General features: G+C 69.7%; 15 protein-coding genes. 4 read left to right on the top strand and 11 right to left on the bottom strand.

From position 1 onward, the window contains the following. Positions 1–90: 90 nt before the first annotated feature. The 5 genes from ABC319_RS13005 to ABC319_RS13025 form a co-directional block, all read right to left on the bottom strand. Entirely contained in the window at positions 91–2,634 is a 2,544-nt protein-coding gene (locus ABC319_RS13005; RefSeq protein ID WP_413070635.1) for a porin family protein, read from the bottom strand. Positions 2,635–2,764: 130 nt separating this feature from the next. Continuing rightward, on the bottom strand, positions 2,765–3,451 hold the full coding sequence (gpmA, locus tag ABC319_RS13010) for a 2,3-diphosphoglycerate-dependent phosphoglycerate mutase (RefSeq protein ID WP_413070636.1): 687 nt from the start codon (positions 3,449–3,451) through the stop codon (positions 2,765–2,767). A gap of 32 nt (positions 3,452–3,483) precedes the next feature. Then, positions 3,484–3,945, bottom strand: coding sequence for a GNAT family N-acetyltransferase (locus ABC319_RS13015; RefSeq protein WP_413070637.1), 462 nt, complete (start codon positions 3,943–3,945; stop codon positions 3,484–3,486). Positions 3,946–3,964: 19 nt separating this feature from the next. Beyond that, positions 3,965–5,086 carry a M14 family metallopeptidase gene (locus tag ABC319_RS13020; RefSeq protein WP_413070638.1) on the bottom strand — a complete coding sequence of 374 codons (1,122 nt, stop codon included), beginning with the start codon at positions 5,084–5,086 and terminating at the stop codon, positions 3,965–3,967. Continuing rightward, positions 5,083–5,706 (bottom strand): DUF4136 domain-containing protein, encoded by a 624-nt coding sequence (locus ABC319_RS13025; protein WP_413070639.1) that lies wholly within the window; start codon positions 5,704–5,706, stop codon positions 5,083–5,085. Before ABC319_RS13025 ends, ABC319_RS13020 begins: the two co-directional genes overlap by 4 nt. A gap of 146 nt (positions 5,707–5,852) precedes the next feature. Here ABC319_RS13025 and ykgO point away from each other — a divergent pair, with 146 nt between their 5' ends. After that, positions 5,853–5,978, top strand: coding sequence for a type B 50S ribosomal protein L36 (ykgO, locus tag ABC319_RS13030; RefSeq protein ID WP_003046794.1), 126 nt, complete (start codon positions 5,853–5,855; stop codon positions 5,976–5,978). 5 nt (positions 5,979–5,983) lie between these two features. Further along, on the top strand, positions 5,984–6,592 hold the full coding sequence (locus ABC319_RS13035) for an HAD-IA family hydrolase (RefSeq protein ID WP_413070640.1): 609 nt from the start codon (positions 5,984–5,986) through the stop codon (positions 6,590–6,592). A 120-nt stretch (positions 6,593–6,712) separates the two neighbouring features. Here the strand turns inward: ABC319_RS13035 and ABC319_RS13040 are convergent, their stop codons facing one another. After that, positions 6,713–7,297, bottom strand: coding sequence for a L,D-transpeptidase family protein (locus ABC319_RS13040; protein ID WP_413070641.1), 585 nt, complete (start codon positions 7,295–7,297; stop codon positions 6,713–6,715). A 208-nt stretch (positions 7,298–7,505) separates the two neighbouring features. Here ABC319_RS13040 and ABC319_RS13045 point away from each other — a divergent pair, with 208 nt between their 5' ends. After that, positions 7,506–8,186: a murein L,D-transpeptidase catalytic domain family protein gene (locus ABC319_RS13045; RefSeq protein WP_413070642.1), complete on the top strand. Its 681-nt coding sequence runs from the start codon at positions 7,506–7,508 to the stop codon at positions 8,184–8,186. 10 nt (positions 8,187–8,196) lie between these two features. Here ABC319_RS13045 and ABC319_RS13050 read toward each other — a convergent pair whose 3' ends face one another. From ABC319_RS13050 to hppD, 5 genes are all read right to left on the bottom strand, one after another. Next, entirely contained in the window at positions 8,197–8,556 is a 360-nt protein-coding gene (locus tag ABC319_RS13050; RefSeq protein ID WP_413070643.1) for a Rieske (2Fe-2S) protein, read from the bottom strand. Further along, a complete protein-coding gene (gene maiA / locus ABC319_RS13055; protein ID WP_413070644.1) occupies positions 8,553–9,227 on the bottom strand; it encodes a maleylacetoacetate isomerase in 675 nt (224 codons plus the stop codon). The genes ABC319_RS13050 and maiA overlap by 4 nt, the downstream gene beginning before the upstream one ends. After that, positions 9,194–10,483: a fumarylacetoacetase gene (gene fahA / locus ABC319_RS13060; protein ID WP_413070645.1), complete on the bottom strand. Its 1,290-nt coding sequence runs from the start codon at positions 10,481–10,483 to the stop codon at positions 9,194–9,196. The genes maiA and fahA overlap by 34 nt, the downstream gene beginning before the upstream one ends. Further along, on the bottom strand, positions 10,480–11,760 hold the full coding sequence (hmgA, locus tag ABC319_RS13065; protein ID WP_413070646.1) for a homogentisate 1,2-dioxygenase: 1,281 nt from the start codon (positions 11,758–11,760) through the stop codon (positions 10,480–10,482). The genes fahA and hmgA overlap by 4 nt, the downstream gene beginning before the upstream one ends. A gap of 164 nt (positions 11,761–11,924) precedes the next feature. Beyond that, positions 11,925–13,007 (bottom strand): 4-hydroxyphenylpyruvate dioxygenase, encoded by a 1,083-nt coding sequence (gene hppD / locus ABC319_RS13070; protein ID WP_413070647.1) that lies wholly within the window; start codon positions 13,005–13,007, stop codon positions 11,925–11,927. A gap of 77 nt (positions 13,008–13,084) precedes the next feature. Here hppD and ABC319_RS13075 point away from each other — a divergent pair, with 77 nt between their 5' ends. Further along, positions 13,085–13,537, top strand: a complete 453-nt coding sequence (locus ABC319_RS13075) for a MarR family winged helix-turn-helix transcriptional regulator (RefSeq protein WP_413070648.1) — start codon at positions 13,085–13,087, stop codon at positions 13,535–13,537.

Genomic DNA, 13,537 nt, shown 5'->3' on the forward strand with positions numbered 1-13,537 from the left:
TCGGGCGGCGGTGGGCGGTGACGTGCATGGGTGCCGGATTACCCCGGGAGCGGCAGCGTAGGACAGGGGAAACCCGTTGCCGGTGCCGGATCAGAACATCTTGCGCACGCCGAGGCGGATGGAGCGGCCGACCGGATCGAGCAGCGCGGGCTGGAAGCGGTTGGGCGTGGCGCCGGTGCGGTCGCGCACCTCGATGCGATCGTTCAGCAGGTTGTCGATCGTCACCTGGAATGTCAGCCGCTTCGCCCACGGGGCAGGCGTCAATCGCTCCGCATCGAATCCGCCGAACAGCGCGAGCGACGTCCGGCCGGAGAAACGCAGGTCGGACGCCGCCAGTTCGCTGCGGATGCGGGTCGGCCCCTGCAGGTGGGCGAAGATGCTGATGTTCAGCCCGCCGATGCCGATGCCGAGATTGCCCTCCCACTCCCAGCGCGGTCGTCCGCCCGATCCATCCAGCGTCGATCCGTCGAGCAGATCGAGGGGTGCGATGCCGCGACGCAGGGTGACGTGGTTGTCGAGCCGGACGGTGGTGGTCATCGATGCGAACAGGACAGGACGCGGCTTGGGCGGCGGCGGTGGCGGTGTGTCCCTGCCGGGCTGGCCGGGCGCGACGGGAAGAGCGGCCGGTTCCGGGCCCAGCTGCATGAAGATGTTGGTGGAAAGGAGCAGCTTGCGCTCGCGTTCGGCGGCGATGTTGATCGAGCGGAGATCGACGCGGGTCAGGGTGCCGGCGGCATCGCGGACGAAGCGGCCGGGAAAGGCGGACTGGATGATCGGCAGCGCGCCCGACAGGATCGCGGACTGGTTGCGGATGCGCGTATCGACATAGGAGAGGTTGAGGCGCAGCTCCTTGCCCTTGATCGGGGCGACGCCCAGCCCGACCGTGGTGACCCGCCGCCGTTCGGGATCGAGTGCGGGATTGCCGCCGACGACGGTGGTGACGAGCAGGCTGGTGCCGGTCGCGAAATCGAAGAACGGCGTGTTGGGATAGATCAGCGTGGGCGCCGTCAGGAGCGTGATGGCGGGCGGCGTCTGGGTGCGATTGATCGATCCGGTGACGTCGAGCCAGCGCAGCGGCACCCAGTTCAGGCCCAGGTTGGAGCTGAGCAGCCGCCCGTAATCCGACACGTCGGAGATGCCGAGCATGCCGGTCGCGCTGACCTGGCCGAGCGCGGTCAGGATGCCGCGGTCGGGCGAGGCGATCGGCAGGGTCGCGTTGACGCTGGCACCGCCGGTCGACCGATGCAGGTCGAGCGCGGCGTCGCCGCCCGACCCCGGCAAGCGGCCGGTGCTGGTCGACCGTGCGTAGTCGGCGGTGACGGTGAGTTCGGCGGGACCGGCGGGCAGCTGCACGAGCGGGCCGGTCGCCACCGCCTTGCCGACCAGCGTGCCGGTATCGGTCCGGCTGCGCACCGTCAGCCGCCGGGCGCCGGCATCGACGGGCGCGAGCGGGTCGCCGCCGGCGGCGATCGCCGCCTGCAACGCGTCGATGGCCACGCCCTGGTCCGACGTGCCGCGGTCGCGTGCCTGGTCGTAGGTGCCGCTGACGTTCCAGTTCCAGCGGCCGATGCGGCCGTTGACCGTGCCGCCGCCGCGCAGCGCCAGCCGGTTGCCGCGCTGGCGAAGCACGGCGCCGGGCAGGTAGCGATAGAGGACGACGTCGTCGGCGAACGGCAGGAACCCGCCGGGTGCGATCGGCAGGACCGCGGTGGCCAGGCCGTTCAGCCCGGCACTGCGCGATCCCTCCACCGAGAGGTTGAGCGACAGGTCGAGCGCGCCGGAGAGCGGCCTGGCGTGCGTACCCTCTACCCGGATCGTGTCGCTGCGCCCGACGAGCGTGCGAAACGGACCGATGTCGCTGACCGCCCCGGCGCCCCCGGCATAATCCGAAAGCGTCCGGCGTACCGCGGCCTGGCCCGGGACCGCCGCGATCGTGACCGTACGGCCGGCGAGTGCGTCGAGCCGCGGATCGATGCTGCCCCCCGCCGCACCGGTGACATTGCCGCCGATCGCGAACGGCGTCGCGGGATCGGGGGCGATGGCACGCTGGCTTTGCAGGATCGGATTCTGGCGATTGTGTGTGACGCCGAACGTGGTGCGGCGGGCGCCGTCGATCGCGGCCGATCCCAGCTCGACGTAGTTGCTCGAGCCGCTACCCTCGGACGTGATGCCGGCGAGCTGCTGTACCGTCACCGCGCGAAAGTTCTTCCGGGTGACGAAGTTCATCACCCGTACGGTCGGTGGGAAGCCGAAGCGGGCGGCATCCGCCTCCGACAGGATCTCGGTCCGCTCCATCGCCTCGGGCGGGATGCCGCGCAGGTCGTCGAAGCCCGAGATGCGCCGCCCGTTCAGGAGCAGCGCGGGCTCCGCCCCCGTCGCCGATCGGGCGAGCGGGCCGAGGCGGGTCATCAGATCGTTCATCGTCGTGGCGCCGAGGGCGCGCAGCGCATCCGCATCGAGCACCGCGATCGGCTGCGTCTCGCCGATCGCGGAGCCATAGGGGCGCCGGCCGGTGACGACGATCTCGTCCGGCGATGCCGCCGCCGGGGCGGGCGGCGGGACGGGGCGCGGCGAAGCGGGAGGCGTTGCCTGCACCGCGACAGCGGCCATCGACACCAGGCAGGCGAACACCATCGACGGGCACCGATCCGATACGGGGAACGATCCCGTCCGTCGCCACCCTGCACCGACAAGGCAAGCACCGTGTCGCCGGTGCTAAAAACACCGCTGTTTCGGCCGGTTGGCAGGCGGGCGCCCGCTGCCCCTACCGCTCGGACAGATAATAGCGGTCGGTGGGGGTCAGATCGGCGTCGAGCTCGTAGACGATCGGCTGGCCGGTCGGGATCTCCAGCCCGGTGATCTCGTCGTCGGGGATGTTCGACAGGTGCTTGACCAGCGCGCGCAGCGAATTGCCGTGGGCGGAGATGAGGACGCGCTGGCCGTCCTTCAGCGCCGGCGCGATGCGCCGGTCCCAATAGGGCAGGACGCGGTCGATCGTGTCCTTCAGGCTCTCGGTCGCGGGGATGGCGATGCCGGCGTAGCGACGGTCGCTGGTCAGGTCGAACGCGCCGCCCGGCTCCGCGACCGGCGGGGGCACGTCGAAGCTGCGGCGCCAGATCTTCACCTGCTCCTCGCCGTGCTTCGCCACCGTCTCCGCCTTGTCGAGGCCGGTCAGGCCGCCATAGTGACGCTCGTTCAGGTGCCAGCTCTTCTCGGTCGGCAGCCACAGGCGGCCCATCGCCTCGAGCGCGAGGTTCAGCGTCTTGATCGCGCGCAGCTGGAGGCTGGTGAAGGTCAGGTCGAAGTCGAGGCCCTTCGCCGCCATCAGCTCGCCGGCCGCCTTCGCCTCTGCCGCGCCCTGCTCGGTCACATCGACGTCCCACCAGCCGGTGAAGCGGTTCTCGAGGTTCCAGGCGGACTGGCCGTGGCGGATCAGGACGAGCTGGGGCATCGGGGTTCCTTCGTTCGCGGGCGGCGTCGCCCTTACAGGTGGAGCACCATGAAGCGGTTGTGCGGGCTCGGCGCATAGTCGGCGAACGCGTCGCCGTCCACGAAGCCTTCGCTGTGGTACAGGCCCACCGCGGCGGCGTGGGTATCGGCGGTGCCGGTCTCGAGATGGAGGCGGCGATGGCCGGCGGCGCGGGCGGCCGCGACGACGTGGCGGATCAGCGCGCGGCCGACGCCGGTGCCGCGGGCGGCGGGGGTGGCGCGCATCGACTTCACCTCGCCCGCATCGTCGTCCAGCCGCTTCAGCGCGGCCATGCCGACCAGCACGCCGTCGCGCCAGGCCGAGAAGAAGGCGATGCCGGGGGCGGCAAGCTCGTCGGCATCGAGGGCAAAGGCGAATTCGGGCGTCATCACGCCGCGCAATTCGGCGAGATGGAGGGCGAGCAGCGGGGCGATGGCCGGGGAGCGCGGATCGTCCGCCCTGATGTCGATCGTCATGCGCTCGCCCGCCCCCTCGTCACATCTCGTCGATCATGTCCGCCAGCGTTTCCAGCATCGCATGGGCGAGGCGCCTGGAGCGTTCGGGGCTCCAGCCGAACTCGTGATCGGGGTTCGGATCATGATCCTTGAACGGCATCTCCAGCGTCATCGACACCGCGCCGAACCGCTCGGCGAGCTGGTTGGTGGACATCGACAGGTTGGCATTGCCGGCCGACGCCTTGGTATAGCCCTGCTCGGTCTGGAAATCAGGGGTGTGGGCGGCGAGGCGGCGGCCATATTCGTAGAATTTGGCGCCGTGATCGTCGGTCCAGGACGGAATGCCCTCGTATCCGGCGAGGAAGTTGGCGGGGATCGCCTCGTCGCCGTGGATGTCCATCGCGACGGCGCAGCCGGTCTCGTCCATCGCGTTGCGGACGCACAGGACCTCCGGGCTGCGTTCCGCGGTGGGCGTGTGCCACTCGCGGTTGAGGTTCACGCCGGCGGCGTTGGTGCGCAGATGGCCGCGGCGGGTGCCGTCGGGGTTCATGTTGGGGACGACATGCACGGTCGCCTTGGCCAGCAGGTCGCGGGTGACCGGATCGCCGGCATCGCCGAGCCGCTCCAGCGCGCCTTCCATCCACCACTCGGTCATCGATTCGCCGGGGTGCTGGCGGCCGTAGATCCAGACCTGTTTGGGCCCGGTGCCGACGGTGAAGCAGTCGATCGCCTGCCCGTCGAGGCTCTGGCCCAGCTCGCGGTGGCGCATGCCGGGGAGGAGCGCGGTGCGCGCCACCAGCGCTTCGTGCTGCTCCATCGTGTACGGCGCGAAATAGGCGAACCAGCCGAGCGCCGAATCGGCGGTCCAGCGCCATTCGAGCACGCCGTCGGCATAGCCGGTGTCGATCATCCGCCACGCCGCCCGGTCGGTCGAGCCGCGGACCTTGTAGCCCGGCCAGCCGAACGGATAGGCCGATTGCCCCGCATTCAGGATGCGGAAGGTGAGCGTCCGCCCCGCCTCCGCCCCGGCGACGCGGAAGTAGAACCACTGGAAGAAGTCCGACCGGTGGTCGGCGACGATTTCCAGGTCGATGCGATCGCCGTCGATGGCGACCAGGTGGATGTTGCCGCTGTCGAAGGCGGCGTTGATGCTGAGGGTCATCGTACCTCGATAGTCCGGCCCGATTCGCCGGGGAAGCCCGTGAAGAGCGCGGCGGCCAGCTTCGCCGCCTGGGCGGGAACGTCGGCATCCGGCTTGCGCGCGTCGGTGATGGTGTGGGCGCGACCCTCCCACACGGGCGACAGGTCGACCCGGCGCTTGATCGTCACCGCCAGTTCCGATTCGACCAGAGCGCTGTTGCGGGTGCCGCCCAGCGGGAAGCCGATGCCGCCGCCCAGCCCGACGCCGCCGCCACGCCGCCCCCCGCTGAAGCCGCCGCCGCCCAGCCCGATCGACACGCCCGACGAGCGCGGCGGACCGACGCGATTGGCGCGGTTGAAGCCGACGGTGGCGAGCAGCTGCGGCTGCGCGCCGGCCGCCGGCAGGGTGTAGCCGTTGCGCAGCAGCTGCGTCTCCACCGCGGCGGCATAGGTCTTGAACTCGATGCTGGGCGTCGCCCCCTCGGTCGTCAGCGGCTCGACGCGGATCGTGCCCCGCTCCAGCGGTTCGCCCAGGTGATAGCGGATCACATCGGTCGGCGGCAGCGAGGGGCCGGTCGCACAGGCGGACAGCCCGGTCATGGCGGCGAGAGGAAGAACGACAGCGAACAGGCGCGACGGCATGGTGACCTCATCTACGTTACGGGCGATGGTACGGGCAGTATGTTTCAGGTTCGAAACGCTCGGCGCGGCGGTCCGTTGCTTGACTTCGTACCCCCTTGGCCCTAGGCGCCGGCGCTTTCCAGACACCCGAACGAAAAGCCGTCATCATGAAGATCCGCAATTCGCTGAAGTCGCTCAAGGATCGCCATCGCGACAATCGCGTGATCCGTCGCCGCGGCCGCACCTACGTCATCAACAAGACCAACCGCCGCTTCAAGGCCCGCCAGGGCTGAAGCAGGTGGCGACCGCCGTCGTCTTCGACGTCGGTCGTGTTCTGTACGACTGGGACCCACGGTTCCTGTACGAGCGCCTGATCCCCGAGGATCAGGCGCTCGACGCGTTCCTGCGCGACGTGCTGACGCATGACTGGCATTTCCAGCACGACGCCGGACGCGACTTCGCCGAGACATCGGCGGAGCTGATCGCGCTCCACCCGCAGCATGCCGGGCTGATCGCCGCATGGGGGCCACGCTTCCTCGAATCGATCCCGGGGCCGGTCGCCGGCATGCACGCACTGGTCGAGCGGCTGGACGCAGCCGGGGTGCCGTTGTTCGCGATCACCAATTTCAGCCACGAGTTCTGGCCGCCGTTCCGCGCGCAGGAGGCGGCGCTGTTCGACCGTTTCCGCGAGATCGTCGTGTCGGGAGCGGAGAAGCTGGTGAAGCCCGATGCCGCGATCTACCGCTTGGCGCTGGCGCGATTCGGGCTGGCGGCGGAGGACGCGGTGTTCATCGACGACAATGCCGCGAACGTGGCGGGTGCAGCGGCAGTGGGAATGCACGCGATCCTGTTCACCGGCGTCGACGATCTGGTGTCGCGGCTGCGCGAACTGGGGCTGCCGGTCTAGAGCCGCGGCACGGCCGCCGGTGCATGGCCCTCGACTTCGCTCAGGCCGAACGGCAGTGGTAGGTCAGGCATCGGGCGCGATGCTCCGGAAGGCAGGTCCTCCCGAAGCGTCGTTCGAGCATTACGGCAGCATCGCCAGCTGGGCCTGGTTGGCGCGCATCTCCTCGGTGATCAGCAGTTCGCGGTCGAGCTTCTGGCCCTCGACGATGCCATGCGTGACGACCACCGTGGTGCCGAGATCGGTGATGCCGAACAGGCGCTTGGCGAACTGCGTCGGCATGCGGATGCAGCCGTGCGAGGCGGGGAAGCCGGGGTTGCGACCGGCGTGGAGGGCGATGCCGTCCCAGGTCAGGCGCTGCATGAAGGGCATCGGGGCCGAGTCGTAGAGGTTCGACTTGTGCTTCTCGTTCTTCTGCAGAATCGGATAGATGCCGATGGGCGTGTCGTTGCCGTCCTTGCCGGTCGAGACGCTGGAGGCGGCGACCAACGCGTCGCCGCGATAGACGAAGGCGCGCTGCTGGGTCAGGCTGACGACGATGGTGACGGGGTCGGTATTGGCCGGGTCGCTCCAGACGAAGGCGTTGGGGGCCAGCGTGTCGGCCGCCTCCTCGATACTGACGGCGACCTCGTTCGCCATCGCCGGCGCGGGAGTGATGGCGAGCATCGGTGCCGTCATGGCCGCGATGGCGAGGATCAGCTGCTTCATCGTCGTCGTCCCTTTCGTCCCAACCCCCTCTCTGCGACCATCAACGCGCGACGCGCCGGATCGTGCCGCGCTGCGGTGTCGACCAGTCGTGGCGCGGTCGGGGCAGGATGAGCCGGGGCCCGTGCAACCAATTCGGATTGCAGCAGAATATTCACCCGAATCATGCTATCGAGAGGCTCTGCGGGGTTAACTGTAATCCGGGATGTCGATGCACGATCACGATGTCGCGCGCGGTCGCCGCGCGCTGTTGAAGAATGGCCTGATACTGGCGGGGGTGGTGGCGATGCCGGGAACGGTGTCGTCGGCGACGCGGCGGTTGTCGACGGCGCAGCTGACGCCGGCGGCCAAGGTGCCGGCGGCGCCGATGGTTTCGCCCAATGTGGTGCGGCCCGAGCTGATGCGCCGCGCGCTCGCCTCGCTGAGCCAGCAGGGATCGCGCGTCGCGATGCGCGACCGGATGGCGATCGTCGACTTCACCGCCGGTTCGTCGCAGCCGCGGTTCCACTTCGTCGACCTGGCGAGCGGGCGCAGCACGTCGCTGCTGGTGTCGCACGGCAGCGGATCGGATCCGTCGCACACCGGCTATCTGAAGCGCTTCTCGAACGATTTCGGGTCGAACGCCTCGTCGGAGGGCGCGTTCGCGACGTCGGACTATTATGTCGGCAAGCATGGCAAGTCGCAGCGGCTGATCGGGCTGGACCCGACCAACTGCAACGCGCTGGGCCGCGCGATCGTGATCCACGGCGCGTGGTACGCGAACCCCGACATGATCCGCACGCACGGCATGCTGGGCCGCAGCCAGGGTTGCTTCGCGGTCGGCGAGCGCGATCTGGAGCAGGTGTTCGCGCGACTGGGGCCGGGCCGGATGATCTACGCCGCCAAGGTTTGACCGGTGCCGGTCAGGCGGTCACGATCCTGCCGTCCGCGATCGCGACCGGCCAGGGGGTGAGCGACTGGCCCATGCACGGGCCGCCGACGCAGGTGCCGGTATCGATCGCGAACAGGGCCGAGTGCCAGCTGCATGCGATGAGGCCGCCATCGGGCGTCAGATAGTCGTCGAGCGTCTGCGCCAGCGGCAGGCCGGCGTGCGGGCAGCGATCGACATAGCCATGAACCCTGTCACCATGGCGGACGACGAAACCGTGGAAGCGCCCCGCCTTCATCTGCAACACGAACGCGCGGGCGGTGCCGTCGGCGATCAGGTCCAGCGGGCCGAGCGTGACCCCTGCCGGCGTGGCATGGACGCGCGTATCGCTCATGCCGGATCGGCGTCTGGCTGGGCCTGCGGATGCGCTGCGGCGACATGCGGTAGGGCGGCGAGCGCCGCGGCGGCACGGGTCAGGGCGGGATAGGGCAACAGGTCGACCGCGAACCGCTCGGCCGAATAGACCTGCGGCACCAGATAGCAGTCGGCGAGGGTCGGCGTGTCGCCGAAGGCGAAGCCGTCGCCGTGGCGGGCGATCATGACCTCCAGCGCGGCGAACCCCGTGGCGATCCAGTGGCCGATCCACGCATTCACCTGCGCCTCGTCCGCGGTCAGGTCGCCGCGCAGCCGTTTTAGCACGCGCAGGTTGTTCAGCGGGTGGATGTCGCAACCGATCGCCGCGGCCATCGCGCGGACGACGGCGCGGTCGCCGGCACCGGCGGGGAGCAGCGGCGGATGCGGGTGGCGCTCCTCCAGCCATTCGAGGATGGCGGGACTCTGGGTCAGCACGCCGTCGTCCGTCTCCAGCGCCGGGACGAGGCCCTGCGGGGCGAGCCCGAGGTAGTCGGCATCCGTCTGCGCGCCGGTACGCAGGTCGTGCGGCTGCTGGTCGTAGGCGAGACCCTTCAACGCCAGCGCGAGGCGGACGCGATAGGCGGCGCTGGACCGCCAGTAGCCATGGAGGCGCAGCGTCACGGGCGCGCGGGCAGGATGATCGCGCTGCACGTGCCGAAGCCGATCGGGACATGCCCGTCGGCGACGGCGCGAGCGGTCAGCGTCACCTCGTCGCCATCCTCGAGGAAGGAGCGGGTCTCGCCACCGGGCAGCGTCACCGGCTGGCTGCCGCCGCGCGAGATCTCGAGCAGGCTGCCATAGCCGCTGTCGTCGGGGGCGGAGATGGTACCGGTGCCGAGCAGGTCGCCGGGTGCGAGGTTGCAGCCGTTCGATGCGTGGTGCGTCACGATCTGCGCGATCGTCCAGTACATGTTGCTGGCCACGCCGCGGCTGAGCCGGTGCGGCGCGGTGCCGGCCGCCTGCATCGCGGCGGTCGACAGATGGACTTCCAGTTCGATGGCGAATGCGCCCGACGCCTGGTCCGCCTCGTCCCACAGATAGGGGAGCGGGCGGGGATCGCCCTCCGGCCGGGCGGGCTGGGCGATGCGGAACGGGGCCAGCGCCTCGGCGGTGACGACCCACGGACTGACGCTGGTGTGGAAGTTCTTGGCGAGGAAGGGGCCGAGCGGCTGATACTCCCATGCCTGGAAGTCGCGTGCCGACCAGTCGTTCAGGAGCGAGAGGCCGGCGACGTGCGCGCCCGCATCGGCGATGGCGATCGGATCGCCCAGCGCGTTGCCGCGGCCGATCCACACGCCCATCTCCAGCTCGTAATCGAGGCGGCGGCTGGGACCGTAATCGGGCACATCGGCCTGGGGCGGCTTGCGCTGCCCCTTCGGACGGATCACCGGCACGCCGCCCGGGCGGACCGAGGAGGCGCGGCCGTGATAGCCGATCGGCACCCATTTGTAGTTGGGGAGCAGCGGCTGATCCGGGCGGAACTGGCGGCCGACATTGTTGGCGTGATGGATGCCGACATAGAAGTCGGTGTAGTCGCCGATCGCGGCGGGCAGGTGCATGGTGCAATCGGCGGCGGCGTGGAGCATCGGTTCGACCGCCGCGCGGTGCGCGGGATCGGACAGCAGCTGCGACAGGCGCCGGCGCAGCGCCACCCGCTCGGCGGCGGGCAGCGCGAACAGCGCGTTCAGCGTAGTGGCGGTGAGCGTCGGCGCCACCGCGTCCGGCAGCAGCGCGACAATCCCGCCGAGATCGAGGATATGGTCGCCGATCGCGGTGCCCGGCCGCGGCGCGCCGCCCGCCGGCGAGAAGATGCCGAGCGGCAGGTTCTGCACGGGAAAGTCGGCATGGCCCTCCGCGCCCGCCACCCAGCTGTTCAGCGCGGGGTCGTGCGTATGGTCGATCGTCATGGCAGGCGGGCTTTCGGGAAATCGGCCCAGACCGCGTCGTAATCGGGCTGGCCGTGGTCGAGGGCATGAGCGGTCGGGCGATAGGGCCAGCAGCTTTCCAGCATGAACGCCATCGTCCCGTCGATCCGGTGGGGCTTCAGATCGGCGGCCGACGCGCCCTGCCAGCTGGCGAGATCGGGGCCGTGGCCGGCCATCAGGTTGTGCAGCGACAGGCCGCCGGGCGCGAAACCCTCCGCCTTGGCGTCATAGGCGCCGGTGATCAGGCCCATCGCCTCCGACATCACGTTGCGGTGGAACCAGGGCGGGCGGAACGTGTCCTCAGCCACCATCCAGCGCGGCGGGAAGACGACGAAATCGGCATTGGCGCGGCCGGGCACGTCGCTGGGGCTGGTCAGGACGGTGAAGATCGACGGGTCGGGATGATCGAACGACACGGTGTTGATCGCGTTGAAGCGCGACAGGTCGTAGCGCCAGGGCGCGAGATTGCCGTGCCACGCGACCACGTCCAGCGGGCTGTGGTCGAGCGTGGTCGTCCAGAGCGATCCCATGAACTTCTGGATCACTTCGGTCGGCGTGTCGCGATCCTCGAACCAGGCGACCGGCGTTTCGAAATCGCGCGGGTTGGCGAGGCCGTTGGCGCCGATCGGACCCAGATCGGGCAGGCGGAACAGGGCACCGTGATTCTCGCAGACATAGCCGCGGGCGGTACCGTCGGGCAGCAGCGCGCGGAAGCGGACGCCGCGTGGGACGAGCGCGATCTGGCCGGGCGCGACCATGATCCGCCCGAGTTCGGTCAGCAGCTCCAGCCGGCCCGCCTGCGGCACGAACAGCAGCTCGCCATCGGCGTTCATGAACACGCGATCGTTCATGTCGCGGCCGGCGGCGTAGAGATGGATCGCGACGCCCTCCAGATCGGCCGGATCGCGGTTGGCGAGCATCGTCGTCATGCCGTCGATCAGGTCGGTCCCGGGCGCGGCATCGCCGATCGGGTCCCAGCGGAGGCGATTGGGGGCGAGCGGCGCGTCGGCGGTGCCGGGGGCGAAGCGGGGTGCGCCGGTGTAGCGCACATAGGCCGGATGCTCGGCCGTGGGGCGCATGCGGTAGAGCCAGCTGCGCCGGTTCTCGTGGCGCGGCGCGGTGAAGGCGGTGCCGCTGAGCTGTTCGGCGTAGAGGCCGAAGGCGGGGCGCTGCGGCGAATTGCGGCCGACCGGCAGCGCGCCGGGCACCGCCTCGGTCGAGACGTGGTTGCCGAAGCCGGGGATATAGTCGGTGCTCACGGCGCTCTCCTTCTATCCCGGCGAGGGCCGGGGCTCGGTTGGGGGACGTGCGTTGCCCTGCCACACCGCCGGCCCGTCAGTCGCGGCGAAGTCGCGCCTCATGGGCCGGCTTCGTCGCGCTGGCCGGGCGCGGGCCGCACCTTCGTGCGGCATCCGGTCGGCGCTTACGCGTCGACCTGGATCACACCGCGCCGGATCTGGTCCAGCTCGATCGACTCGAACAACGCCTGGAAGTTCCCGTTCCCGAACCCCTGGTTGCCCTTGCGCTGGATGATCTCGAAGAAGATCGGGCCGACCATGTTCTCGGTGAAGATCTGGAGCAGCAGCCCCTCGTCGCCGACATTGCCGTCGATCAGGATGCGGTTGCGGCGCAGGCGCTCCAGATCCTCGCCGTGGCAGGGCACGCGCTTGTCGACCAATTCGTAATAGGTCTCGATCGTGTCCTGAAGGCGGACCCCGCGGGCGCGCAGCTTTTCCACGGTGTCGAAGATGTCCGGCGTGGTGAGGGCGAGGTGCTGGATCCCCTCTCCCTGATATTCGCGGATGAACTCCTCGATCTGGCTGTTCTCGTCCTGGCTCTCGTTCAGGGGGATGCGGATCGCGCCGTCGGGCGCGATCATCGCCTGGCTGAACAGGCCGGTCGCCTTACCCTTGATGTCGAAATATTTCTGCTCCTGGAAGCCGAAGAGCCGGCCGTAGAAGCTGGACCAGGTGCGCATCTCGCCGCGGCGGACATTGTGGGTCAGGTGATCGAGCAGGTCGAGCCCGACATTGTTCGCCGCCTCCGCCTCGGCGGCGCCGGGTACCGGCTGCCAATCGGCATAGAGGTCGGCGCCCGCCTGGACGAGGTAGAGGTAGCTGCCGCCGATCCCCTCGATGACGCTGGCCGCGTCGCCCAGCGTGCCGCGCGCGGCGTCGACGGGGGTCGCGCCCTCCTCGATCGCATGCGCGTAGGCCGCGCGGGGGTCAGCGACGCGGAACGCCATGCCGCTGGCCGAGGGGCCGTGGGCGGCGCGGAAATCGGCGGCCTGCCCGGTCGCCTCGCGGTTCAGCAGCAGGTTGATGCGACCCTGCTTGTACCGGACCACGTCCCTGGTCGGATGGCGATGCGCCGCGACGAAGCCCATCGCCTCGAACTGGCGGGCGAGCGCGTCGGGATCGGGCGAGGTGAACTCGCAGAACTCGAACCCGTCGAGGCCCAGCGGGTTGTCGGTCGCCGGTGCCGCCTGATCCATCGTCGTCGCCATGGCATCCTCCTGATCCAGTATCATCTGATACTTTATCGCATGGTTGCCGAGTTGGTGTCAAATGCTACCATCCGCCGATGAGCGATGTCCTGCTGCGCCTCGACGACTTCCTGCCGTATCGGCTGTCGTTCACATCCAATCTGGTCAGCGACACGGTGGCGGGCACGTACATCGCGCTGTTCGACCTGCGGATCCCGGAATGGCGCCTGATCACCGTCGTCGCGGAAGAGGACGGCGCGACGCAGCAGGGCATCGGCCAGCGCACCCGGATGGACAAGGTGACCGTGAGCCGGGCGGCGATCGCGCTGGTCGAGCGCGGGCTGATGGCGCGGGTGCCGCATCCCGACGACAAGCGCTCGCACCTGTTGCGCCTGACAGAAGCGGGGTGGGAGCTGTACCGTCAGGTCGCGCCCAAGGCGCTGGAGCTGGAGCGGCGCATCTTCTCGACCTTCGATGCCGCCGAGCTGGCCGCCTTTACCGCGACGCTGCGCAAGATCGACGCGGCGATCCTGGCGGCGGAGCGGAAATAG

It is taken from the genome of Sphingomonas phoenicis (genome assembly GCF_047238005.1).
Taxonomy (GTDB): Bacteria; Pseudomonadota; Alphaproteobacteria; order Sphingomonadales; family Sphingomonadaceae; genus Sphingomonas.